The following is a 24,095-nucleotide window of genomic DNA, read 5'->3' as shown; positions in this document are numbered from 1 at the left end:
GGGCGGGAGCGTGGCCTTGAACAGGGTGCGGAGGCCTTGAACAGGTTATTTCCTGTCTCAGGACCCCACGACTTGTCCGAACCCCCCACGCGAGACGGGCGCCGCCTACTCCGGCTCGGTCCAAACGCCGGTGCGGGTGAAGGTTTCTAGGGTGATGGTGTACGGCGTGATGTCTATGCCGCTGGTGCGGAGCCAGGCGTCGTCGTAGTACGTGTTGCCGTAGCGCTCGCCGCTGTCGCAGAGCAGGGTGACGATGCTGCCGTGGGTGCCGGCCTTGCGCATTTCGGCGGCCAACCGGAGCGAGCCCCACAGGTTGGTGCCGGTGGAGCCGCCAACGAGCCGCCCGGTGACGCGGGAGCAGAAGCGCATCGCCGCGATGGACGCAGCATCGGGGACCGAGATCATCCGGTCGACGACACCCAGCACGAACGACGGCTCGACGCGCGGACGGCCGATGCCCTCGATGCGCGACGGCCGGCCGGTGGAGAACTCGTGGTCGCCGGCCTCGAACGCCGGGAAGAACGCGGAGTTCTCCGGGTCGACCACCGCGACCGACGTGTCGTACCGCTGGTAGCGCACATACCGCCCGATGGTCGCCGACGTACCACCGGTGCCGGCCCCGACGACGATCCACGTCGGGATCGGGTGCTGCTCGAGAGACAACTGCCCGAAGATCGACTCGGCGATGTTGTTGTTGCCACGCCAGTCCGTCGCGCGCTCGGCGTACGTGAACTGGTCCATGTAGTGCCCGCCGGTCTCTTCGGCCAGGCGCTTGGCCTCGCCGTAGATCTGGCCGGAGCGTTCGACGAAGTGGCAGCGGCCCCCGTAGAACTCGATCAGCTCGACCTTCTCGGGGCTGGTCGAGCGCGGCATCACCGCGACGAACGGGAGGCCGAGCAGCCGCGCGAAGTACGCCTCGCTGACCGCCGTGGACCCGCTGGACGCCTCGATGACGGTGGTGCCTTCGTGGATCCAGCCGTTGCAGAGGGCATAGAGGAACAGCGACCGGGCGAGCCGGTGCTTGAGCGAACCGGTCGGATGGACGGACTCGTCCTTCAGATACAGGTCTACGCCGGTACCTTCGGGCATCGGGAACACGTGCAGATGCGTGTCCGCGCTGCGGTTCGCGTCGGCATCCACGATCCGGATCGCCTCGGACACCCAGGCGCGCGCCTTGTCGTCCCGCCGGTCGACCTCCCGGCACACCCTGTCAGCCTCACTCATGCGGGCCAGGCTAGGACCTACAGCCCGATTTGAGTATTCCTACGCTGGGTGACCGGGCCCGGCGAGCGACAGGATCGAGCCCATGATCCCCCTCGGAGCGGTCGAGTTCTCCCCCGGCGACGTCGCCCTGATCCTCGCCGTACTGCCCCTCGGCGCCACCGCGCTCGCCCTCCCCGCAACTCTCATTTTCGCCTGGGTAGGTCACCAGCGCGCCACTCACCACCAAGGCTGGGCCGCGTTCGGATACTGGCTGACTGGTACGGCGATCTGCCTCGCCACGACCGCACTCGCGGCAGGCAAGGGCCTCGGCTGGTGGGCCGTCCCCCTGGGCTGGATCCCAACCCTGTTGCTGGCTCTGGCGCTCAAACCTCGACCAGACCCACAGGCGAGCTAAGTTGGGGGTCCATGACGAGCGGGAAGCAGGGGGAGCGATGAGCGAGAACGGCGATCGGCCGACGCGGCAGCGGGTGACGCTGACCGATATCAGTTCGCGGGCCTGGGAGCACCCTGCCGACCGCGGTGCGCTGGTGGCACTGCGGCAGTTGAAGGGCTTCGACTACCTCCTGCGGAAGATGTCGGGGATGATCAACGAGCGCGCGTTCCGGCTGCAGTTCCTCGGCTCGTCGATCCGGGTGGACGAGCGGCAGTTCCCGACCATGCACCGGCTCTACACCGAGGCCGGCGCCACCTTGGACGTCCGCCGGCTCCCCGAGCTGTACGTCACGAACAGCCCGATCTGGAATGCGATGACGATCGGCATGGACAAGCCGTTCATCGTGGTGAACAGCGCGCTGCTCCAGGGCATGGATGAGGAGGAACTGCGGTTCGTCCTCGGCCACGAGCTCGGCCACGCACAGAGCGGCCACGCGCTGTATCAGTCGCTACTGCTCTGGCTGATGCGTCTCACCGGCGCGTTCAACTGGATGCCGATCGGCGCGCTCGGGCTCCGCGCGATCGTCGCCGCCCTGCACGAGTGGTCCCGCAAGGCAGAGCTGTCGGGTGACCGCGCCGGTCTGCTCGCGACCCAGGACCCGGCGGTCGCGCTGCGGGTCCAGATGAAGCTCGCCAGCGGCGGTCAGCTCGCGGAGCTCGACACGACGGCATTCCTCGCGCAAGGCACGGAGTACGAGAGCGCCGGTGACCTGCGCGACAGCGTGCTGAAGCTGCTGCTGCTCGAGGCGCAGTCGCACCCCCTGGCCGTGAACCGCGCCCACGAGCTGCGCCGGTGGGTCGACGAGGGCGAATACACGACGCTCGTGTCCGGCGACTACCCGAAGCGCCAGGACGACGCCAGCGCGTCGATGTCGCAGGAGGCGAAGAACGCCGCGAAGTCGTACTCCGATGCGTTCAACCGCTCACAGGACCCGCTGGCCAAGCTGATCCGCGACCTCGGCGACGGCCTCGGCGGCGTTCGCGACTGGGTCTCGTCCAGGTTCCCGCCCCGAAACTGACTGGTCTGCCGTCCGGGCCGACTGCGATCCTGTCGGCGTGATCGACATACAGGCCATCGGCCCGGACGACTGGAAGTCCTGGAGCGAGCTCCGGCTCGCCGCGCTGGAAGAAGCGCCGTTCGCGTTCGGTTCCCAGCTCGCGGACTGGATCGACGCTCCCGAGGAGCGCTGGCGGGAGCGGCTCAGCGCACCCGGCGCCTACCAGGTGATCGCCTCGATCGACGGTACGCCGGTAGGCATGGCCGGCGGGTTTCCGGCCGACGGCCACGCCGAGCTGGTATCGATGTGGGTCGCGCCGGCGGGTCGCGGCAAGGGCGTCGGCAATGCGCTGATGACCGCCATCGAGGATTGGGCCCGCAGCATCGGCGCCACCGTCCTGAAGCTATCCGTTGTCCCCGGCAACGATCCTGCGCACGACCTCTATCTACGCCACGGGTACGTCGACACCGACGAGGTCGGCGACCTGATGGCCGACGGCGTACGCCGCGAGATCGTCATGCGGAAAACCCTGTAGCCAAAGACGAAGGGCCCGCTTCCCCCCTCCCGGGAAGCGGGCCCTTCGAGCATCAACAGCACTCAGCCCATGTGGACCGGGGCCTGGCCGTCGTTCGCCAGGTCCTTGTGCTTGATCGACAGGCCGACCAGCGTGATCAGCGCAGCGCCCAGCGCCAGGAACGCCGACCAGATGAACGCCCGGGTGAACCCGTGCGTCGTGGCGAGCGCAGTGAACTGACCCTGCAGCTGCTTGATCTGTTCCGGCGACTGCCCGGACTCGGCCGCCTTCTGCAGTCCTGGGGCCAGCTCGGCGAACTTGTCCTTGATCGCGCTGGTGGAGATCGTGCCCAGCAGCGCCAGGCCGACCGCACCACCGATCTGCTGCACGGTGTTCAGTACGGCGGATCCGACCCCGGAGTCCTCCGCGGCCACACCACTGACCGCGGTCAGCGTGAGCGGCACGAAGATCAGGCCCATGCCGAACGAGAGCACCAGGATGTACGGCAGCAGGTGCGTCCAGTACGTCGAGTCGACCTGGAGCCGGCTGAACCCGAACATGCCGGCCGCAACGAACACGCCACCGGTACCGGCGATCCACCGCGGGTCGATCCGTGCCACCAGCGTCGACGCGACCTGGGCCGCGAGCACGATGCCGAGGCTGAACGGCAGGAACGAGATACCGGTCTTCAGCGCACTGTAACCCATGATGCTCTGCACGAAGATGCCCAGGAAGTAGAACATCGAGAACATCGCCGCACCGACGATCAGCATCACGAAGAAGCTGACGCCGCGGGTCCGGTTCGCGAGGATCCGGAACGGCATCAGCGCATGCTTCGAGCGGGCCTCGATCGCGAGGAAGATCCCGATCAGCGCCAGACCGCCGAAGATGTACGTCAGCGTGAGCGCGTCGCCCCAGCCGTTGGTCGCGGCGTGCGTCAGGCCGTAGACCAGCGAGGTCAGACCGAGCGTGCCGGTGATCGCACCCGGCAGGTCGAACTTGCCGGACTGCCGCGCCGACTCACCCAGGAACCGGAATGCCAGTACGGCGACCAGCAGGCCGATCGGCGTGTTGATGAAGAACGTCCAGCGCCAGGACGCCTCGGTCAGCGCGCCACCCAGGATCAGACCGACGGCAGCACCCGCGCCGGACATCGCGGCGTACACGCCCATCGCCCGGTTGCGTTCCTTGCCGGCCGGGAACGTCGTGGTGATCAGCGCGAGCGCGTTCGGCGAGGCCGCCGCGGCCGCGAGACCCTGCAGGATGCGGCTGATCAGCAGCACGCTCTCGCTCTGCGCGATACCGCCGACGAACGACGCCAGGCCGAACAGGACGACGCCGAACACGAAGACCTTGCGGCGACCGAGGATGTCACCGATCCGGCCGCCGAGCAGCAGCAGACCGCCGAAGGCCAGCGCGTACGCGTTGACCACCCACGGCAGCGACGCGTCGCTGAAACCGAGCGCGCCCTTGATGTGCGGCAGCGCGATGTTGACGATCGTGCCGTCCAGCACCACCATCAGCTGCGCCATGCAGATCAGCGCGAGCGCGATACCGAGATTGCGGTGACCGTGGCCGTCGGGCTCGCCGACCGCGTCGGTCGGCCTGCCTTCCGGCGGATCGGCCTTGATGACTTCTTCGGACATAAGAAAACTTCCCCTCTTGGGCAGACTGTCTTGCTTTGTCGCGGACCGGCCCCTCACCGGTCAGCTCACCTGCGACCCCCGCGCCGCAGGCAGGATCACGTTGTCGATCACTCGGAGGATCAGGTCGTCGGTCGGTTCGACGCCGAGGATGTAGGCGTGGTGGATGATCACCGCGGGCAACGTCACCGACAGCAGGTCGACGTCGACGTCCGGCGCGATCTCGCCGCGCTCGACGGCACGCTCGTACACCTTGTTGGTCAGGGCCTGCCGGGGCGCCAGGAAGCGCTCGCGGAAAGCCTTCTGCAGCTCGTCGTCGCGATGCAGCGCGGTCAGCAGACCGGCGATCACCGACATCGGAAGCTCGTCGGTGAAACCGCCCGCGCCGCAGGCCATCGAGACCAGGTCGCCGCGCAGGCTGCCGGTGTCGACCTCCTCCGGCATCGGGCACCCCTTGGCCCGGCTGATCGCGTCGACCACCAGCTCGGCCTTGGTGGACCAGCGCCGGTACAGCGTCGCCTTGCTGGCCTTCGCCGCCGTCGCCACCGCGTCCATGGTCAGCCGGTCGTAGCCGAGCTCGGCCACCACCGCCACGGTCGCATCGAGGATCTCGTCCTCACGACCGCCCTCGACCCGCGGCCGCTGCCGTACGCCTACGTTGTCCACCTTCATCACCCTGCGTAGCTACAAGAACACCGATAGAACGAAACTGTTTCGTTTCATCCATCACTCTACGACTCATGTGAAGGAACGCACAAAGGATTTTCCGCGGAATTCACGAGTGGCATAGGTCACTCTCCGTACCAGTGGATCACTGGTACGGCGTTGTCACGCCGGACGGAGGCTCAGTCGTCGTCTTCGGCGGTGCGCGCCTGCTCGAGGCGCTGCGAGATGGTCGCGGCGCGGGTCTCGATCTTGCCGGCCAGCCGTTCGCGGGCGGCGCGCAGTACGAAGATCGAGAGGATCGACGAGATGATCAGGGCGACCAGGAGCAGCGGGAAGATCGTCAGCCAGCTGTGCAGCGCGAACCAGAGCACGGCGAAGCAGACGGCGAACAGCGCCGCCCGCAGACCGGTGTAGATCGCGAACTCTTTCATCTCAGACCCCAGCGTAGGAGTGCAGGCCGGAGACCAACAGGTTGACGCCGACGAAGTTGAAGATGAAGACGAACCAGCCGACGATCGCGATCGTCGCGGCCCGGCGGCCACGCCAGCCGGCGGTCGCGCGGGCGTGCAGGTAGGCGGCGTACACCACCCAGGTCACCAGCGACCAGACCTCCTTCGGGTCCCAGCCCCAGTACCGCCCCCAGGCGTGCTCGGCCCAGATCGGACCGGCCACGAGTACGCCGAACGTCCACAGCGGGAACGCGAACGCCAGCACCTTGTACGCCGTACTGTCCATCGCCTCAGCGGTCGGGAGCCGGCGCAGCGATGCGGACATGGAGCCGCCGGCCAGGACCTTGCGCTCGGCGCGGGCCTTGACCAGGTACAGCACGGAGACGAGGCCGCCGACCGTGAACGCACCGCCGGAGATCGCGGCGGCGGAGACGTGGATGACGAGCCAGTACGAGTGCAGCGCCGGGACCAGCGGGCCGGCCGGGGTGTAGAGCGCGAGGGAGGCCAGACCGAGTACGGCGGAGATCACGAACGTCACGCCGAGGCCGAGCCATTGCAGCTTGTACTTCTGCACGAAGATCAAGTAGACGATCGCCACGGCGAGCGACGCGGTGATGGAGAACTCGTACATGTTCCCCCACGGCACGCGCCCCGCCGCCAGCCCGCGCGTCACCACACCACCCAGGTGCAGAACGAACGCCAACCAGGTCAGCAGCAGCCCGATCCGACTGGCCGCGTCCATCCGCTCGCTCGACGCCGGAGCAGCCGATGCGTCGACTTCGGCAGTGGACTGCTCACCGGCTGAGCCGACCAATACCTCTTCCTTGACCTCGACCTTGGCTACCGGCGCGCGGCCCAGGGCCCACTCCATCGCATGGGAGATGAGGGCCAGGACGTAGATCACCGTGGCGGTCGGGATCAGCAGGTTGGAGACTTGTGCGTAGGTCTCCGGGCTCATGGCTGCTCCTCGTTGCTCGGGCTGGCGGGTCTCAGGCTCTTGGTGATGGCGTGGATCTCGTCGCCGAGGCCACGTTCGGGGCCGCGGTCCAGACCGGCGACCTCGACAACGGTACGCCCGTCCTCGTCGCGCACGCGCACCCAGGTACGACGCGGATGCACGAACAGCGAGCCCATCAGCCCGAGGATCGCCAGCAGGATGCCCGCCAGCGCGAGATCCGTCCCGGGAGTGTGGCTGACCTGCAGCTTCACCCACCGGCTGTATCCGTCGAACGTGATCGATCCGGCCTTGTCCGGCAGCGGGACGCTCTGCCCGGGCGCGAGCTGGAACCGCCACTTGTCGCCGTTCTGCTGGAACTGCGTCAGCTTGGTCTTGTCCAGCTGGTACACCGACTCCGGCTTCCCGGTCTCCGGCTGCGGCCGGCCGTAGTACCCGGTCATCACCAGCTCCGGGTTCAGGTCGTCGGGGAAGACCGACACCGGACCGTCCGGGCCGATCACCGCGGTCGGCAGGAAGAACCCTTCGAAGCCCAGCGTCATCGGCCGCGCGTCCGGTGCCTTGATCACGCCGAACGACGAGAAGTTCGAGTCCTGCGGCAGGAACGGCGCCGGCCCGGAGAACGCGACGTTCCCCTGCCCGTCCTTGACCGTCACCCGCGGCGCGTACCCGTGTCCGAGCAGGTAGACGCTGCTGCCGTCCAGCTTCAGCGGATGGTTGACCTGCAGCTCGTACGACTTCTCCGGCGCGTCCGGCGTCTCCTGGTAGGCCAGCTGCGCCTTGAACTCCCGCGCCGCACCCTTCTGCGGCCCGTCCTCCTGGAACTTCACCTGGAAGTCCTTGACGGTCAGCGAGAACGGTGGCAGGTCGTCGTCACCGCTGAACGCGCGTCCGGGCGTGAAGTCGTCGTACTGCGCGACCGTGTTCGAGAAACCGTTGCCCACGACAACCAGCACCGAGCCGCGGTACCCGAACAGCGAGCCCCACGCGACGCCGACCAGCGCGAGGATCAGCGAGAAGTGGAAGAGCAGGTTGCCCGCCTCGCGCAGATAACCACGCTCCGCGCCGACCGCTCCGTCGTACGCCTGCACGCGGAAGCGCCGCTTGCGCAGCTCGCGGGTCGCGGCCTCGAGTACGCCGTCCCCGCCGTCGACCTCGAACCGCTCGTACCCGGGCAGCCGGTTGAGGTTCCGCGGCGGCTTCGGCGGCCGGGCCCGCAAGCCCTTCGCATAAACAGAAAGCCGGGGTACGACGCAACCGATCAGCGAGATGAACAGCAGCAGGTAGATCGCCGAGAACCACGCCGACTTGTAGACGTCGAACAGCCCGAGCTTGTCGTAGAGCGGTCCGAGCGTCTTGTGCGCCGCGAGGAAGTCCGAGACCTTGATCGGGTCGATCGGCGTCTGCGGGACGAGCGATCCGGGCACCGCGCCGAGCGCGAGCAGGAACAGCAGCACCAGCGCGGTCTTCATCGAGGTCAGCTGCCGCCAGGTCCACCGCAGCCAGCCGACCAGTCCCATCGCCGGCGGTGTCGAAGGCTCCTCGGGCTTCGAGGAAGCCGCGATCCGGTCCTTGACGTCGCTCATCTCAGACCGCCGATCCGAAGTTGGCAACCCACTGCCGCAGGTCCGCGGTCATCGCATCCCACACTCCCGTCAGCAGCAACAGTCCCACCGCGATCATCAGTACGCCGCCGATCCGGATCACCAGCAGTTGGTGCTTGCGGACCCACGCCACCGCGCCCAGCATCCGCCGGAACGCCAGCGCAGCGACGATGAACGGAATGCCGAGCCCGAGGCTGAACACCAGTGCCAGCACCGCGCCCCGCCCGCTGCTGCCCTCGGTGGTGGCCAGCGTCATCACGGTCCCGAGCGTCGGACCGATACACGGAGTCCACCCGAATCCGAACAGTACGCCGAGCAGCGGCGCCGCCGCGATCCCGACCGCCGGAACCCGGTGCACCCGCAGGTCCCGCTGCATGAAGCCGAACCCGCCGAGGAAGATGATGCCGAGCACAACGGTCAGTGCGCCGAGCACCCGCGTGATCGCGGTCTGGTGATCGATCAGCAGATCACCGGCCTTGCCGAACACCACCCCGGTCAGGATGAACACCGCGGAGAAGCCGGCCACGAACAGCGCCGTACCGGCCAGCATCCGGCCGCGCTTCGCCGAGTCCAGCTCGGCCGCGGACAGACCGGTGACATAGGAGAGGTAACCGGGCAGCAGCGGGACGACGCACGGCGAGAAGAACGAGATCGCGCCGGCGAGCACCGCGATCGGCAGTGCTACCAGCATCGACCCCGTCATCGAGTCGGCGAACCACTGTCCCATCAGCTCAACCGGCGTCCTTGACCATGCCGAGCAAGGTCTGTTTGGTGACTTCGCCGACCACCCGCCCGGCCACCTTGCCGGTCTTGTCGATCACCAGCGTGGTCGGGATGGCGGCCGACGAGATCTGGCCGCGGAACCGCAGCAGGCCCTTGCCGTCCGGGTCGTAGAGGTTCGGGTACGGCACCGCGAACTCCTGGACGAACTTCTTCGCCTGGGCCGGATCGAGGTCGCGCGTGTTCAGCCCGATGAACTGCACCGACGGGCCGAGCTCCTTCGACGCCGCGACCAGGTCAGGTGCTTCCTTGCGGCACGGCGGGCACCACGAGCCCCAGACGTTCAGTACGACGACCTTGCCGGTCTGGTCGGACAGCGTCCAGGTCTTCCCGTCCAGCGTCTTCCCGGTGAGCTCCGGAGCAGCCTTCCGGTCGCCGGCCGCGAACACCGACACGTTGCCGTTGCCACTGACGAAGCCCGACTGGCCCTGCCGGTTCTGCGCGGCCTGCTGACCCGAGCTGCACCCCGCGAGGAGGAGCAGACCGGCCACTGCAACCGCCGTACGTCGGATCATCACGCACCGCCGACGAACTTCTTGGGGGGCTTGACCGGCAACAGATCCTTCGCGGGCTCTGAATAGCCGACCGAGACGATCTGGTCGCCGTGGAAGGTGAACGACGTCAGGCTGGCCAGGCTGCACTGGCGCTTGCGCGGGTCGTGCAGCATCCGGCGACCCTCGATCGCGGACCGGACGGTCCAGATCGGCAGTTGGTGCGACACGATCAGCGCCTCGTGCCCGGCGGCCTTCTCCCGGGCGGTCTCGATCGCGTCGCGCATCCGCCGGACGATCTGCTGATACGGCTCACCCCAGGACGGCTTCCAGGGATTCCGCAACAACCACCAGGCGCTGGGCCGGCGCAGCGCACCGTCTCCGACGCCGAACTTCTTGCCCTCGAACAGGTTCGCCGCCTCGATCACGCGCTCGTCGATATCGGGGGTGAGCCCGAACACCTTGGCGATCGGCTCCATCGTCTCCTGGGCCCGCTCCAGCGGCGAGCTGACCAGGTGCACGATGTCGCGGCCCTTGACATGCTCGGCCACACGCTCGGCCATCGTGCGCCCGAGTTCGGACAGGTGGAAGTCGGGGATCCGGCCGTACAGCACGCCGGTCGGGTTGTGCACCTCGCCGTGACGCATCAGGTGCACGACCGTCGTTTCGGTCACCGCTGTCCCTTCAGTCTTGTACTGCGGCTTGTACTGCGGCTGGTACTGCGGCTGCAGCCCGAGCAGCCGGGGCGAGAGCCGACTCCAACGCGGCCAGCGCGTCGTCGTCGATGGCCGCACTGACGAACCAGGCCTCGAAGGCGCTCGGCGGCAGGTAGACGCCGGCGTCCAGCATGGCATGGAAGAACGCCGTGAACCGGGGCAGCACCTGAGCGTTGGCACCGGCGAAGTCCCGGATCTCGGCAGGTCCCTCCGAGGACTCCACGAAGAAGACGCTGAAGAGGTTCCCGGCCGCCTGGATGACGTGCGGCACACCTTCCTTGTCCAGCGCGGTCGACACCAGCCGCTGGATCGTGAGCGACGTCTCGTCGATCTTGGCGTAGACCTCGTCGGTCGCCAGCCGCAGCGTGGTCAGACCGGCGGTCGTCGCGATCGGGTTCCCGGACAGCGTCCCGGCCTGGTAGACCGAGCCCTCGGGCGCCAGGTGGGCCATCACATCCGCCCGGCCGCCGAACGCAGCGGCCGGGAAGCCGCCGCCCATCACCTTGCCGAACGTCATCAGATCCGGCTGTACGCCGTCGACGCCGTACCAACCGGAGCGGGTGATCCGGAAGCCCGTCATCACCTCGTCGGAGATGAACAGTGCGCCGTTCTCGCGGCAGGCCTGCGCCAGGAAAGCGTTGAAGTTGTCACGCGGCGGGACGACGCCCATGTTGCCGGGCGAGGCCTCGGTGATCACGGCCGCGATCTGGTCGCCGTACTCCGCGAACGCCGCGGTGACGGCGGCTTGGTCGTTGTAGGGCAACACGATCGTGTCGGCCGTGGTCGCCTCGGTGACCCCCGGCGTACCGGGGATGCCCAGCGTGATGACACCGGAACCGGCCTGGGCCAGCAGTGCGTCCACATGTCCGTGGTAGCAGCCGGCGAACTTGATGATCTTGGCGCGACCGGTGAACCCGCGGGCCAGCCTGAGCGCGGACATCGTGGCCTCGGTCCCGGACGACACCAGCCGGACCTTGTCCACCGGCGTCCGGGCGACGATCTCCTCACCGAGCAGTACTTCGGTCTCGGTCGGCGTCCCGTACGACGTACCCCGGGCGACCGCGGCCTGGACGGCGGCGATCACCTCCGGGTGAGCGTGTCCGAGCAGCAGCGGACCCCACGAGGAGACCAGGTCGAGGTAGCGGTTCCCGTCGACGTCGGTCATGTGACATCCGTCACCAGATGCCATGAAACGCGGTACGCCGCCGACGGCGCGGAACGCCCGTACGGGAGAGTTGACCCCGCCCGGGGTGACGGCGGAGGCCCTGTCGAAGAGCGCGGCGGACTGTTCTGTGTGTGCGGGCACGCCGGACATTCTCCCCGACCGGCCACGCGGGCCGGTGGGCAGGGCGGTCGGAATTACACGGGTGGATCGTGCGCAGGGGGTTCACAGCGGCTTTGTTACGCGCCAGTATGGGTACCCGGTAACCGCACGTACACGGTCTCGTCCGGCGCGTAACCCACGCAACGGGGCGGACGTTAGACCTATTACGACGGCGACCGGGAAAGACACAAAGACTGTCCGCAGCGTGGGGCCGGGCTGGTCGATGAGTCACGGAGGGGAATCATCGATGGCGAAGGGCAAGCGCCGCGCCACGGGTAGTGGTTGGCGTCAGGTGGCGCCGCTGATCCCGGTGGCGTTGTTCGCGAGCGCATTCACCGTCAGTGCCACGGATGATCCGGCGGTCGCGACGGCGTCGCTGGAGCAGGGTCTGTCCGGAGGTAACTCGGTCGTCGTTCCGAAGCAGCCGATCTCCCAGCCGGCCAACGTGCCGCAGCCGGGTGTGGTCGGTCCAGGCGTCGATCCTGGCGAGCAACCGACCCAGGTGGTCTCCGGACTGTCGAAGAACGGCATCCCGAACGCCGCACTGAAGGCGTACTCGCGGGCCCAGCAGGTGCTGGCCCAGGCCGACCCGTCCTGTCACCTGCCCTGGACGCTGGTGGCTGCGATCGGCAGGGTCGAGTCCAACCACGGCCGCTTCGGCGGCAACGCGCTGAACTCCCAGGGCGTCGCGGTTCCCGGCATCTACGGTCCGCGGCTGGACGGTTCGTCCGGGACGGCCCGGATCTCCGACACCGACGCGGGCGCGTTCGACGGCGACGGAGCGTTCGACCGCGCGGTCGGCCCGATGCAGTTCATCCCCGGCACCTGGCGAGCCATGGGAGTTGACGGCGACGGCGACGGCGTGCGGAATCCCCAGGACATCGACGACGCGGCCATGTCGACCGCGGTGTACCTGTGCTCCGGCAAGACCGACCTGTCCAACGCCTCCGACCTCAACGCGGCCGTGCTGCGCTACAACCACTCCCAGCAGTACGTCGACCTCGTGGTCAGCATCGCCAAGGCGTACGCCGGCGGCAGCTGGATCGCGGTCGGCAACGGGACCTCGGGTGACGACGTCGACGACGCCGGCAAGCAGCTCGGCGGCGGCGACATCAACGCGCCGTCGGACAAGAACCTGCCGAAGACGATCGACCTCCCGACACCACCGCCTTCGGTAATCACCACGCCGACGGACGAGCGGGACGGGACCCGGCCGACGGTCATGCCGACGCAGCGCCCGACGTCGAAGCCCACGTCCGACAAGCCGACGTCGAAGCCGACGCCCGGTAAGCCGACCACGACCAAGCCGACGTCGAAGCCGACCACTCCGACCACCACGACGCCCGGGGTCGCGACCCTGACGACCGCGGCGGGTCTGATTGTCGGCACGGTCGGCTCCACGGTGGGCCAGCTGCAGGCGGCCACGACGTACTGCCAGTCCGAGATGGCGAAGGTGACGATCACCAAGCCGACCCAGGACCAGCTGCAGAAGTGCGTGACCGCCTACCAGACCGGTGGGGCGAAGGCGGTCGACCAGGTCATCCGCAACCTGCTGTCCCTGCTCGGACTGCTGGGCGTTCTGGGCGGAGGCATCCTAGGGAGCTGATCCCCACAGACCGGCGCGCCTGCCCCCACCCCTCCCTAGGCGCGCCCCTGGCGACGCCACGGAGCACATCCCCCCGGCTTCGTGGCGTCGCCTTTTTAACGATCAGACGCGGCTGACGATCAGATGCGGCTGACGATCAGACGCAGCTGACGATCAGAGGTAGCTGAGGTTCAGTTCTCCCAGGCGCGGTCGATGGTCTGGGTGATGCTGTTACCGATCAGATCCTTGGCGGTCACCCGGATGCTCGGGTAGGAACCGGCCGGAACCTTCGCCCGGACGGTGCCTCCGATCCCGCTGAGCGACAGCTTCTGCCAGGTCTTCCCGTCGTACGAGATCTCAGCCGTCGTCCGGAAGATCCCCGGACCGCGCACGCCCGGTTGATACCGCGGCGTGAGCTCGAGCCACCCGTCGGTGTGCTTGTAGTCGACCTGCACGAGCGGCAGCACTGCCCGGGTCTTGGTCGGCACCGACAGGAAGTGCCACGTCGTGTGCGTCGACGTCGAGGTGGTCGCCCAACTGTTCGGGCCACGTTTCTGGTCCAGGGTCAGGTCGTACCACGCCGCCCGCGCCGGCACCGCCCACTGCGCCACCGACCAGTCGGCACTCCCGAGCTGCACGCCGTTGCTGAGCTTCATGCTCGTCACATCGCCGCGATCACCCCAGCCGAACACACTCCGATCACCGCTGACGTACTGCGGAATCGCGATCCGCAGCGCATTCTCGAAACGTGCCGGCGGCCAGCCCTGTGCCACGTCGCCGGCGGAATCCGACAACCCGGGGACGGCGGGACGCATCAGCGATTCCCACCAGCCACGGGTGACCTGCTCGCCCGGACGGTACGAACGCGGGATCGTCGACTCGTACCCGCTCTCGTTCCACTCCCCCGCCGACGTCGTCTCGTCCCAGGTCACGCCCTTGAGATCGGTGACGAGGTAGTCGGTACGGCTCACCGGACCGGTCACCGCTCGGGTCGAGGTCAGCCCGGTGCTGATGCCAGGCAGGTGCGCGATCCGCTGGTCGGTGTGCAGGAACCATGCGTCGTTGCGCTGGAAGTTCGTGGTCACCACGGCCGGGTGCATCTTCGCAACGTCGTACGTCAGCGGTCCCTTGACCGTCGACGGTCCGATCGCGACGTCGTACCGGTAGGTGCTGTCGAGGACACCGCTCAGCTTGAGTGAGACCGGGCCCTTCGCGAGCGTGGACAGTAGTTGCTTCCCCTGTTCGGAGCGCAGGAGGTAGAGCGGGATGTCTTGCTCGGTCCCGGTCGACCAGAAGCCGGGCGCCTCGTTGTAGAGGAACACCACCTTCGCGCCGGCCGCCTTCGCTGCCTGCACCTGTGCGATCGTGTCGTCAGGCGACGTCCAGCGGATCAGCGCGATCTTGCCCTTGGCGCCGGTCAGCTCCGCCGGCGTACCGTCGCCGCCGTTGTAGAGCGGGAGGTTCTCGTTGCCGACGTACACGGTCCGGTAGGAACCCGAGTCGGGCGTCGGCAGCCGTCCGGCGCCCGGTACGTCGACGGTCAGCTGCGGCTGGGCGAGATCCCAGCGTTGCACGACCTGGAAGGTGCCGTTGGCAACCTTGCCGAAGTCCTGCACGTAGATGCCATTGGCAACCTTGCCGTCGAACCCCCAGCCGGACACGGCATCCCGGCCGCCAACCTTACGGTGCCAGGCGATTCCGATGCTGTGCGCGTCGGCCGGCCGCGGCGTCTTGATCGTCACCTTGTGCGCGGTCCGGGCGTCGAACGTGAACGTGCGGTCGCTGCCGATCCACTCGTCCGGATCGCCGAGCAACGTGATCGAGTTCGCCCAGTTCGCCTCGTCGCCGCCCACGGCGTACGCCATCACGCTGTAACGCCCGGTCGGTACGTCGAGGGTGCGGCTGCCGTTCTCGTCGAAGGCGATCGCATTGACGTCACCGGTGTCCTGGTTCCACAACTGCACGCCGCTCGCGCCGGCCTCGGTGGTGGCGGGCTTGCCGTTGCGGCCGATCGCCTTCACGGTCACCTGGTTCAACCGACCGCCGGCGGCAAAGCCGAGCCCGGTCCGGACGACGCTGCTTCCGCTGCGCGCGGTCAGTACGCCGGCGTACTTCGCGGGCTTGGTCTTCGCGAGATCAAGCGTGACGGTCGCGGACGCCGTACCACCGGCGGGGATGGTCAGCCGGGCTGGGCTCACCGTCAGCCCGGCCTTCACCCCCGCCGGAGACTGTGCATCGACCGACAGGGCGAGCGTCACCGGCCGGGTCGAGCTGTTGCGGTAGGCAACCTTCCGTCCGACCGGCGCGGGCGCGACCGGGCCGGTCCAGGAGAGGTCGCCGAAGAACAGGTTGGCGGAGTCCGGGAGGACCTTCGGGTCGAGTGCGTTCGGGATGCCGATCTCGCCGAGGCCTTGCTCGTCGGTGCGGGCGCCGGCGGACGGGACCGCGGTCGAGGCCAGCGCGGCCTTCAGCTGCGGACCGGTCCAGTCGGGGTGGCGCTGGGCCAGGATCGCGGCGGCGCCGGCCACGTGCGGCGTCGCCATCGACGTACCGCTCATCGCGGTGTAGTACTGGCCGAGGATGTGGCCCTGCGCGGTACCGGCGGCCCGTGCCGCGGCGATTTCCACGCCCGGTGCGGTCACCTCGGGCTTCAGCGCACCGTCGCCGAGGCGCGGACCACGGCTGGAGAAGCTCGCGAGGCTGTCATCGCGGTCGACCGCACCGACGGTCAGGGCCTCGGAAGCCGCGCCCGGAGAACCGACGGTTTCCTCGGCGCCGGAGTTGCCGGCCGCGATGACGAACAGGGTCCCGCTGGACTTCGACAGCCGGTCGACGGCCTCGCTCATCGGGTCGGTACCGTCCGACGGTAGGCCGCCGAGGCTCATGCTGACGACCTTCGCGCCCTGCTGGACGGCCCACTCCATACCGGCGATCGCCTCGGAGTCGTAGCCGCCGCCGGTGTTGTCGAGCACCTTGCCGATCAGCAGCTCCGCGCCGGGCGCAACGCCCTTCCGCTTGCCGTCGGACGCAGTACCGAGGCCGGCGACGATCGATGCGGTGTGCGTGCCGTGGCCATGCAGGTCCTGGACCGCCTCGTCCGGGACGAAGCTCTCCGACGCAACGACCTGCTTGGCCAGGTCTGGGTGTCCGGCGTCGTACCCGGTGTCGAGAACGGCCACCTTGACGCCGTGGCCGTCGTACCCCTGTTTCCAGGCGGTCGGCGCGCCGATCTGCTGGTTCGACTGGTCGTCCGTGGCGTGGGTGCGGCCGTCGAGCCAGATCTTGGTAACCTGCCCGGTCTTGAAGGTGGTCGGCCCGCTGATCCCGTCCCAGAACGCCTTGGCGTCGGACTTCCGCACGGTGACCGCGCTGCTTCCGACGCTGGTGAGGGTACGCCGAAGGGTCGCGGCCGTCGGTGTGGTTGGCGGTGTGGTTGGCGCGCTGCGCAGGGCGGCCGGCGCGGTCAGGAGGAGGGGTAGCTGATCGCTGCTCGCGTCGTCGTACCCCTGCGCGGCGAGTTCGGTGAGGTTGAAGAGGCGCTTGTCCAGGCGGCCCGCGGTGAGCAGCGGGTAGGCCTCGGACGGGATCAGGCTGAGCTCACCGTCGAACGTGCCGAAGTAGTACGGCTCGTCGTCGGTCAGCCGGGCCGATACCTGCCCGTTGGCGCTCGTGGTCAGCTCGGCGACATCGCCGGTGACGAGCGTGATCCGCTTGACCGACGCGCCCGGCGTCGGGTTGACGGCGCCGGCCGGCTGGGCGGCACCGGGCGGGGCGGGGTGCGCCGGAGTGGTCGTCAGCAGCAGGGAACTGACGACCACCGCGGCGAGCAGGCCGGACGCGGACCGGAACGATCGGCCGAGTGACATCGAGTACGGCACGGCGGGACACCTCCCGATGCCCCGACCCACGCGAGGCCATCAGCGGGAGCCTCACAGTTGCCCCGGGCCCCAGTCCACCGGTCCCGCTGACGAACACCCGCCATGACCGATTCCAGCCACCTTGAGCACGCACCAACCACACCACCCGCGGACAGGTGGTTGGCGGGTGCCCAAGGTCAGGCGAAGCGCTTGGCGACGTTCTCGACGCGCTCGAGGAGGTCCAGGTCGTAGGCGACGCCGGGGACGTAGAAGATCACGTAGTCGGCGCCGGCCTCGAGGACCGCCTCGACCTTGTTCGCGATCTCGTCCTCGGTGGCGATGAAGTTGTCGTTGTCGAACTTCTCCCGGTTCATCGGGCCGAGCGCCTTGGCGGTCGCCTTGGTCGGGTCGTCGCCCTTGTCGATCGGGAACACGTTGAAGTTCGTCGACTTGATGATCTCGTCGTAGTCCCGGCCGACCTTCTGGCAGTGGCCGCGGAGGATCTCGGCCTTCTCCTTGAAGGCCTCCGGGTTGCCGCCGCCGATGTTCGCGGCGTCGGCGTACTGCGCGACCAGCTTCAGCGTGACCTTCGGGCCGCCGCCGCCGATCCAGAAGCTCGGGTGCGGCTTGCGGACACCCTTCGGCTCGTTGATCGGCGCGTCGATCGAGTAGTACTTGCCGTTGTAGACCGGCTTGTCCTCGGTCCACATCTTGTAGATGATCTCGGTCGCCTCGCGGAACGCGGCCATCCGCTGCGGGATGTCGGTCCACTCGTAGCCGTAGGCCTTCCACTCGTGCTCGTACCAGCCCGCGCCGATACCGGCGTACAGGCGGCCGTGGCTGGCGACGTCGACGGTGGACGCGATCTTCGCGTACAGCGACGGGTTGCGGTACCCGTTGCAGCCGACCATCTGGCCGATGTTCACCCGCTTGGTGTCGCGGGCCAGCGCCGCGGTCGCGCTCCAGCACTCGAACGTGGTGTTGTCACTGGGCTCCGGCACCGTGTGGAAGTGGTCGAAGAGCCAGATCGAGTCCCACGACTGCTCGTCGGCGCGCTTGGCGACGTCCGTCATCGCCTCCCACTGCTCGATCGGATCGGCGATCTCGGCCAGATCCATCTTCCAGCCTTGCGGGACGAATACCCCGAAACGTGTAGTCATGCCGCCATCCTTTCCGGGGATGGCGGCATGGGTCCATCACTATGAGTACTGAATTTGTACTCAATCGGACCACTACAGCTTCTTAATCCACTCTGCGATCGCCGGGGGATTCACCCCGCGACTCACCGGGCGCTCAGGACCCCCGCTCCGACGCCAGGGCCGGAGCGGTGGACCGCCCGTGCGGCGAGGATCGCGTTCAGGGCGATCGGTGCGACTCGTCCGCCGAACTCCTGCCGGGTCAACGCTGCGACACCGGCTGCGGTCGGCGCGGAGGCCGACGTACCGAAGAAGCGGCAGTTGCCGGTGACCGTCGTCGGACAGGTGCCGGAGCCGAAGCCGCCGGCGCCGCTGACCGAGACACCGTCAGCCGCGAGCCAGTACGGCGCCGGGAAGCTGATCGATCCGGGGCCGGCGATGCCGCGGCACGGACCGGGCTTGCCGCCCGGGCAGCGCGTCGTGGTGAGGAGCTGCGTCGGACCGGCTGCGCTGTACGACTCGAGCGGCGCGGTCACCGGGTCGGTGGACACGCTGGCGTTGACGGCGCCCGCGCTGGTGGCGAAGCCGATGTAGTTCGAGTCCGGGTTCATCGAGCCGGCGCGCTCCGGCGGGTCGAGGGTCTGCACGCCGGCCGAGAGGGCACGCCACCGCAGGTCGAGCGTCGGTGCCTTCCGCGCGGACGAGGTGCCCTGTACGTCGACCACGAGCTTGACGGCCTGCGGTGCGTTCGTCAGGTTGTCGTACTCGAACTGCTCGATCGTGTCGCCGACGCCGTTCGCCTGGACGCCGGTGCTCGACGCGAGGCACTTCGTACCCGTGCTGTCCATCAGGTACAGGTTCAGGTCGGTGAAGCCGCCCTGGCCCGCGGTCGGGTAGATCGCCCGCGGCTCGCTCCACTGCAGCGTCGGCAGGACCGCTGCGCCAGGCAGGAGGTTCAGGTCGTACGTCGTGTCGTCGCCGCGCAGCTTCACCACGTTGTCGGGGGCATCCGGGCAGCCGGTGAACGGGCCGGTGACGCCGTCCGGGCCCTTACCCGTGCCGACGGCCGCGACGCGCGGGGCGTGCCGGGCACCGAGGTTGCCGGCCGACGAGCTGACCCAGATCCCGCGCTTGGCGAGCGCCTCCGCGGTGGCAGCGCCGAGGCCCTGCTGGAACGCGGGCTCGTCGTCCAGCGCGATGTCTTCGGCGATCATCGTCACGCCGGCGTTGGCCAGGATGTGGAAGGCCTCGAAGTAGTCGGCGTTGGTCACACCCGTGCTGGCGAACGCGAGCCGCGCGTCCGGCGCCATGTCGTGGATGATCTCCATCATCGCCGTACCCTCGTCGTCCGTGTACTCCGCAGCTTGTCTGAGGACCTGGACGTTCGAGGGCAGCTCACCAGCGGCGACCGCGTCGGCGAGGTGGTCGACGTCGCCGGAGATCACGCCGACCTTCTGGCCTTTGCCGGTGAGACCGCGCGCCTGCGCCGCGTCCGCCTTGTGCAGCTGAACGCCTTCGGCGGTGACCGGGCCGACGTCGACGGCCGGTCGGAGCGCGGGTCGCAGAGCGGTCACCCAGTCGAGCGCGGCGACCGCGTCGAGCTTGTCGTACGGGACCGATGCGGACACGAGGCCGGTGTTCGGGAGGCCGGCGACGGACGTGAAGTCGGCGGAGTTCTTCTCGACCGTGACACCGAGTGCGGTGAGCGCTGCCTCCTGCGCGGCGGTCACGGGCGCGGCGGCGTACACCTGAACGCCGAGGCGACCAGGCCTCTCCACGCTCATTGCCCGCGGCTGGACGCCGGCCGTCTTACCCTTCGCCGCCGCGGCCGCGCTCTTCGCAGCGTCCCGCAGCATGCTCGGCACCTTCGCCGACGCTGCCGACGCTGCCGGGTCCTGCGATGACGCCGCGGACGCGGGTGACACCACCGCAACCACAGCCATCGGAACGATCAGCGCCACGCTGCTCAGCACATAACGGAGCTTCATGGGATCCCCTCCCCCTCGTCGCCGGGACCACAGTCACCCACCCACCAACCAACTGTCCAGACTTCGCGTCCTAACCCGCACCGACTCAAGGGAGAACTCTCATCGACAAGTTCGAGCAGTTGTTCACGACAGCCGCACCACAAATTGCGCAAGGCACCCATCAGCGCGAACAACCACCCAAGGACGGCGGCCGCTGGCCCCTCAGCGTCGTACTGCGCCCTCCACAGGGCTGCGCCCTCGCACACGCCCTGGACGCCCTGACAACCGATGCAGCAGCCCTGGCCGGTCCAGACCACTGGCAAACCGGCCAACTCAACTCGGCCCACCTGGCCGTCGGTGCGACCGCCATTGGTGCGCCGGAGCTTGTTCGGGCCGACTATCAGGGCGGGCCGCGGCCGCATATGCGGCTGGAGGGTGTGAGAGCGCTCTAGTTCCGGAACCGGTGAGGTCTTGACCGGTGGGGTGGGAGGGCTGAGAGTCGGGGCCGAACGCGGGTGTGAGGCCTGCGCTGAGGTGGGGAGTCGCCCATGCGTGGTTTTCGGCGGATTGCTCTGGTTGCGGCGGCGGCTCTGGTTGCTGGGCTGTTGCCGTTGGATGCAGTGGCTGATGATCCGACACCGATCACGCTGGCGGCGTTCGAAGGCGGTGAGCCGTTCGCCTCGCCGCCGAACGCGGGGATCTTCGGCTGGGGCAGCGACGCGGACGACCCGCCCACGATGGAGCTGCAGACCCGGGCCGACGCGCCCGCCGGCGAGAAGGTCCTGCACGGCACCTACAACATCAGCGGGTACGGCGGCTTCAGCCACGACATCACGTACGACGTGAACCCCGCGGACTGGTCGGCGTACAAGGGGATCCGGTTCTGGTGGTACGGGCAGAACACCGCACCGCTCCCACCCGGCTCCGGGAAGCGGATCTTCTTCGAGATCAAGGACGGCGGCGCGAACGCCGAGGCCTCCGAGCTGTGGAACACCAACTTCACCGACGACTGGCAGGGCTGGCACCAGGTCGAGATCCCGTTCAGCCAGCTCGTGTACCGCGGTGACTACCAGCCCGTCGGCGGCATCGACCAGATCCTCAACCTGACCCACATGTGGGGCTATGCGTTCACGATGCCGGTCGGCTCGCCCGGCGAGTTCGCGATCGACCAGGTCGAGGTCTACGGCAAGGCCGACCCGGCGTTGAAGGCGAGTGTCACCACCGACGCCGGCGTGTACCCGGTCAAGGAGGGCGGCACCGCGCAGGTGAAGGTGTCCGTCGCCACCACTGGCGGTACGCCGCTCGAAGAACCGGTCACCGTCGACTACAAGACCGGCACGGGCAGCGCCGACGCCAGCGACTACACCCCCGTCGCAGGCACGCTCACCTTCCCGGCGGGTACTGCGTCAGGCACCAGCCAAACCGTCGCGGTGACAACGAAGAAGGACCACACGGCCGAGGCCGCCGAGACCATCCCGCTCGAGCTCACCGTCACCGGCGCGAAGGCACCCACCAACCCGGTCGTGGTGATCAACGCGCACGACCTGCCGTACCTGAACCCGAAGCTCCCGATCAAGAAGCGCGTCGACGACCTCCTCGCCCGGATGACGACGGCGGAGAAGGTCGGCCAGATGACCCAGGCGGAGCGCAACGCACTGCGGTCCCGCAGCGACATCGCGTCGTACGCGCTCGGCTCACTGCTCTCGGGCGGCGGGTCGGTCCCGACGCCGAACACGCCGGCCGCCTGGGCCGCGATGATCGACAACTTCCAGCTGAACGCGCAGGCGACCCGCCTGCAGATCCCCTTGATCTACGGGGTCGACGCCGTTCACGGACACAACAACGTGGTCGGGGCAACGATCTTGCCGCACAACATCGCGATCGGCGCGACCCGCGATCCGGATCTCGCCCGCCAGGCCGGGGAGGTCACCGCGACCGAGGTCCGAGCGACCGGCATCCCGTGGGACTTCGCGCCGTGCGTCTGCGTGGTCCGCGACGACCGCTGGGGCCGCGCGTACGAAGGATTCGGTGAGGATCCCGCGCTCGTGCAGTCGATGGCGACCGTCATCACCGGCCTGCAGGGCAAGGCGGACGGCAGTCAGCTCAAGCAGAACAACCATGTGCTCGCGACCGCGAAGCACTTCGTCGGCGACGGCGGTACGACGTACGGCAGCTCGACGACCGGCTCGTACAAGATCGACCAGGGCATCACGCAGGTCACCCGGCAGCAGCTGGAGACGTTACATCTGGCACCGTTCAAGACCGCGGTCGATCTCGGTGTCGGCACGGTGATGCCGTCGTACTCGAGTATGTCGATCGACGGTGCGCCGCCGGTGAAGATGCACGGTGACGGCGAGCTGATCAACGGCGTACTCAAGCAGCGCATGGGCTTCGACGGGTTCGTGATCAGCGATTGGCAGGCGATCGACCAGCTGCCGGGCGACTACGCGAGCGACATCCGTACGTCGATCAACGCCGGCCTGGACATGATCATGGTGCCGACGAACTACCAGGGCTTCACCCAGGGCCTGACCGACGAGATCGCGGCCGGCCGGATCCCGATGACGCGGATCGACGACGCCGTACGGCGGATCCTGACCGAGAAGTTCAAGCTCGGCCTCTTCGAGCACCCGTACGCCGATACGTCGAACATCTCGTCGATCGGATCGGCCGCGCATCGTGCGGTCGGGCGTGAGGCGGCGGCGAAGTCCCAGGTCTTGCTGAAGAACGACGGCCATCTGTTGCCGCTGAACGCCGGCCAGAAGGTCTACGTTGCCGGTAGCAACGCCAACGACCTGGGCAACCAGATGGGCGGCTGGAGCATCACCTGGCAGGGCGGTTCGGGTGCGACGACCACCGGTACAACGATCCTCGACGGGATCAAGCAGGTGGTGCCGACGGCAACGTTCAGCGCGGACGCGTCCGCTCCGCTCGAGGGTCATGACGTCGGCGTCGTCGTGGTCGGCGAACGCCCGTACGCCGAGGGAATCGGTGACGTGGGCAACGGTCACGACCTGCAGCTCACCGCCGCGGACAAGGCCGCCGTCGACAAGGTGTGCGGCGCGATGAAGTGTGTCGTCCTGATCGTGTCAGGGCGGCCGCAGGTGATCGCGGACCAGCTCGGCAAGATCAACGCCGTGGTCGCGTCGTGGCTGCCCGGGACCGAGGGCGCGGGCGTTGCTGACGTACTGTTCGGGAAGGTCCCGTTCAGTGGTCGCCTACCGGTCAGCTGGCCGCGGACCGAGGACCAGCAGCCGTTGAACGTTGGCGACGCGTCGTACGACCCGCAGTACCCGTTCGGCTGGGGGCTCAGCACGCAGGCAGCTGCACGACAGGCATTGACCGACGCACGCAACAGCCTGCTGCGTAAGCACGATGCCTACGCGGTGGCGGCCGGGGTCGCGGCGAGCATCGCCCTCGGCGTGAAGGACTGGTCGGGGCCGCAGGCAACTATCGCCCTGGCCGCGGCCGCACAGTCGGCCAAGCTCCTCGAGCGCACCAAGGCCGACACCTTCGCCGAAGACGACGCGGTCGTCGGCGTCGCGCGCTGGATCGCCCAGAACCACATCGGCCAGAACCTCAACGAGCCGGCATCCAAGCTCATCTCGGACGCGGACCACGCCCTCCTCAGCGGGCAGCTCTCCACCGCGACCACCAAACTGATCGCGGCCTCGAAGCTCCCCCAATAGAAGCTCCCCCAGTAAGTGATGGCCGGGGCCGGTGACCCCTCATCCGGCCCCGGCCATCACGCACC

18 protein-coding genes are annotated in these 24,095 nt (G+C 68.4%); 5 read left to right on the top strand and 13 right to left on the bottom strand.

Features of this window, described 5'->3' with window-relative positions; translation table 11 throughout:
- Window positions 1-105 precede the first annotated feature (105 nt).
- Window positions 106-1,224, bottom strand: a complete 1,119-nt coding sequence (locus AB0J62_RS32220) for a PLP-dependent cysteine synthase family protein (RefSeq protein WP_363879071.1) — start codon at window positions 1,222-1,224, stop codon at window positions 106-108.
- An 82-nt stretch (window positions 1,225-1,306) separates the two neighbouring features.
- Between AB0J62_RS32220 and AB0J62_RS32215 the strand changes: the two genes are divergently transcribed.
- Genes AB0J62_RS32215 through AB0J62_RS32205 form a run of 3 tightly spaced genes read left to right on the top strand, consistent with a single transcriptional unit; the run spans window position 1,307 to window position 3,189 of the window.
- A complete protein-coding gene (locus AB0J62_RS32215) occupies window positions 1,307-1,618 on the top strand; it encodes a hypothetical protein (protein WP_363879068.1) in 312 nt (103 codons plus the stop codon).
- Window positions 1,619-1,655: 37 nt separating this feature from the next.
- Window positions 1,656-2,675 (top strand): M48 family metallopeptidase, encoded by a 1,020-nt coding sequence (locus AB0J62_RS32210; protein ID WP_363879065.1) that lies wholly within the window; start codon window positions 1,656-1,658, stop codon window positions 2,673-2,675.
- A gap of 37 nt (window positions 2,676-2,712) precedes the next feature.
- Complete coding sequence (locus AB0J62_RS32205; RefSeq protein ID WP_363879062.1) at window positions 2,713-3,189, top strand: GNAT family N-acetyltransferase; 477 nt, start codon at window positions 2,713-2,715, stop codon at window positions 3,187-3,189.
- 62 nt (window positions 3,190-3,251) lie between these two features.
- Here AB0J62_RS32205 and AB0J62_RS32200 read toward each other — a convergent pair whose 3' ends face one another.
- The 9 genes from AB0J62_RS32200 to hemL all read right to left on the bottom strand — a co-directional run bounded on the left by AB0J62_RS32200 (window position 3,252) and on the right by hemL (window position 11,787).
- A complete protein-coding gene (locus tag AB0J62_RS32200) occupies window positions 3,252-4,814 on the bottom strand; it encodes an MFS transporter (RefSeq protein ID WP_363879059.1) in 1,563 nt (520 codons plus the stop codon).
- 60 nt (window positions 4,815-4,874) lie between these two features.
- On the bottom strand, window positions 4,875-5,477 hold the full coding sequence (locus AB0J62_RS32195; protein WP_363879056.1) for a TetR-like C-terminal domain-containing protein: 603 nt from the start codon (window positions 5,475-5,477) through the stop codon (window positions 4,875-4,877).
- A 179-nt stretch (window positions 5,478-5,656) separates the two neighbouring features.
- A complete protein-coding gene (locus AB0J62_RS32190) occupies window positions 5,657-5,908 on the bottom strand; it encodes a DUF4229 domain-containing protein (RefSeq protein WP_363879053.1) in 252 nt (83 codons plus the stop codon).
- Between the two features lies 1 nt (window position 5,909).
- Window positions 5,910-6,884 (bottom strand): c-type cytochrome biogenesis protein CcsB, encoded by a 975-nt coding sequence (gene ccsB / locus AB0J62_RS32185; RefSeq protein WP_363879050.1) that lies wholly within the window; start codon window positions 6,882-6,884, stop codon window positions 5,910-5,912.
- Window positions 6,881-8,467 (bottom strand): cytochrome c biogenesis protein ResB, encoded by a 1,587-nt coding sequence (locus tag AB0J62_RS32180; RefSeq protein ID WP_363879047.1) that lies wholly within the window; start codon window positions 8,465-8,467, stop codon window positions 6,881-6,883. Before AB0J62_RS32180 ends, ccsB begins: the two co-directional genes overlap by 4 nt.
- A 1-nt stretch (window position 8,468) precedes the next feature.
- Window positions 8,469-9,176, bottom strand: a complete 708-nt coding sequence (locus tag AB0J62_RS32175) for a cytochrome c biogenesis protein CcdA (RefSeq protein WP_363879253.1) — start codon at window positions 9,174-9,176, stop codon at window positions 8,469-8,471.
- 40 nt (window positions 9,177-9,216) lie between these two features.
- The gene (locus tag AB0J62_RS32170) at window positions 9,217-9,780 is read right to left on the bottom strand and encodes a TlpA disulfide reductase family protein (protein WP_363879044.1); all 564 of its coding nucleotides are present in this window, start codon (window positions 9,778-9,780) and stop codon (window positions 9,217-9,219) included.
- A complete protein-coding gene (locus AB0J62_RS32165) occupies window positions 9,780-10,403 on the bottom strand; it encodes a histidine phosphatase family protein (RefSeq protein ID WP_363879250.1) in 624 nt (207 codons plus the stop codon). The genes AB0J62_RS32170 and AB0J62_RS32165 overlap by 1 nt, the downstream gene beginning before the upstream one ends.
- A gap of 37 nt (window positions 10,404-10,440) precedes the next feature.
- Window positions 10,441-11,787, bottom strand: coding sequence for a glutamate-1-semialdehyde 2,1-aminomutase (gene hemL, locus AB0J62_RS32160; protein WP_363879041.1), 1,347 nt, complete (start codon window positions 11,785-11,787; stop codon window positions 10,441-10,443).
- 256 nt (window positions 11,788-12,043) lie between these two features.
- On the opposite strand from hemL, the gene AB0J62_RS32155 reads away from it, so the two are divergent.
- Window positions 12,044-13,402, top strand: coding sequence for a lytic murein transglycosylase (locus AB0J62_RS32155; RefSeq protein ID WP_363879038.1), 1,359 nt, complete (start codon window positions 12,044-12,046; stop codon window positions 13,400-13,402).
- A 170-nt stretch (window positions 13,403-13,572) separates the two neighbouring features.
- Here the strand turns inward: AB0J62_RS32155 and AB0J62_RS32150 are convergent, their stop codons facing one another.
- From AB0J62_RS32150 to AB0J62_RS32140, 3 genes are all read right to left on the bottom strand, one after another.
- The gene (locus tag AB0J62_RS32150) at window positions 13,573-17,259 is read right to left on the bottom strand and encodes a S8 family peptidase (RefSeq protein WP_363879035.1); all 3,687 of its coding nucleotides are present in this window, start codon (window positions 17,257-17,259) and stop codon (window positions 13,573-13,575) included.
- Window positions 17,260-17,435: 176 nt separating this feature from the next.
- On the bottom strand, window positions 17,436-18,398 hold the full coding sequence (locus tag AB0J62_RS32145; protein ID WP_363879032.1) for an LLM class F420-dependent oxidoreductase: 963 nt from the start codon (window positions 18,396-18,398) through the stop codon (window positions 17,436-17,438).
- 122 nt (window positions 18,399-18,520) lie between these two features.
- Complete coding sequence (locus AB0J62_RS32140) at window positions 18,521-20,362, bottom strand: hypothetical protein (RefSeq protein ID WP_363879029.1); 1,842 nt, start codon at window positions 20,360-20,362, stop codon at window positions 18,521-18,523.
- Window positions 20,363-20,889: 527 nt separating this feature from the next.
- On the opposite strand from AB0J62_RS32140, the gene AB0J62_RS32135 reads away from it, so the two are divergent.
- Complete coding sequence (locus AB0J62_RS32135; protein WP_363879026.1) at window positions 20,890-24,030, top strand: glycoside hydrolase family 3 N-terminal domain-containing protein; 3,141 nt, start codon at window positions 20,890-20,892, stop codon at window positions 24,028-24,030.
- Window positions 24,031-24,095: the final 65 nt, after the last annotated feature.

Source organism: Kribbella sp. NPDC049584 (assembly GCF_040675555.1).
Taxonomy (GTDB): Bacteria; Actinomycetota; Actinomycetes; order Propionibacteriales; family Kribbellaceae; genus Kribbella.
The sequence above is the reverse complement of the archived record's forward strand: the minus strand, read 5'-3'. Positions and strand labels throughout refer to the sequence as shown.

Coding starts and splice junctions, on each gene's coding strand:
- AB0J62_RS32220 (WP_363879071.1), bottom strand. CDS start 1,224: ATGAGTGAGGCTGACAGGGTGTGCCGGGAGGTCGACCGGCGGGACGAC.
- AB0J62_RS32215 (WP_363879068.1), top strand. CDS start 1,307: ATGATCCCCCTCGGAGCGGTCGAGTTCTCCCCCGGCGACGTCGCCCTG.
- AB0J62_RS32210 (WP_363879065.1), top strand. CDS start 1,656: ATGAGCGAGAACGGCGATCGGCCGACGCGGCAGCGGGTGACGCTGACC.
- AB0J62_RS32200 (WP_363879059.1), bottom strand. CDS start 4,814: ATGTCCGAAGAAGTCATCAAGGCCGATCCGCCGGAAGGCAGGCCGACC.
- AB0J62_RS32190 (WP_363879053.1), bottom strand. CDS start 5,908: ATGAAAGAGTTCGCGATCTACACCGGTCTGCGGGCGGCGCTGTTCGCC.
- ccsB (WP_363879050.1), bottom strand. CDS start 6,884: ATGAGCCCGGAGACCTACGCACAAGTCTCCAACCTGCTGATCCCGACC.
- AB0J62_RS32180 (WP_363879047.1), bottom strand. CDS start 8,467: ATGAGCGACGTCAAGGACCGGATCGCGGCTTCCTCGAAGCCCGAGGAG.
- AB0J62_RS32175 (WP_363879253.1), bottom strand. CDS start 9,176: ATGCTGGTAGCACTGCCGATCGCGGTGCTCGCCGGCGCGATCTCGTTC.
- AB0J62_RS32170 (WP_363879044.1), bottom strand. CDS start 9,780: ATGATCCGACGTACGGCGGTTGCAGTGGCCGGTCTGCTCCTCCTCGCG.
- AB0J62_RS32165 (WP_363879250.1), bottom strand. CDS start 10,403: ATGCGTCACGGCGAGGTGCACAACCCGACCGGCGTGCTGTACGGCCGG.
- hemL (WP_363879041.1), bottom strand. CDS start 11,787: ATGTCCGGCGTGCCCGCACACACAGAACAGTCCGCCGCGCTCTTCGAC.
- AB0J62_RS32155 (WP_363879038.1), top strand. CDS start 12,044: ATGGCGAAGGGCAAGCGCCGCGCCACGGGTAGTGGTTGGCGTCAGGTG.
- AB0J62_RS32145 (WP_363879032.1), bottom strand. CDS start 18,398: ATGACTACACGTTTCGGGGTATTCGTCCCGCAAGGCTGGAAGATGGAT.
- AB0J62_RS32140 (WP_363879029.1), bottom strand. CDS start 20,362: ATGAAGCTCCGTTATGTGCTGAGCAGCGTGGCGCTGATCGTTCCGATG.
- AB0J62_RS32135 (WP_363879026.1), top strand. CDS start 20,890: ATGCGTGGTTTTCGGCGGATTGCTCTGGTTGCGGCGGCGGCTCTGGTT.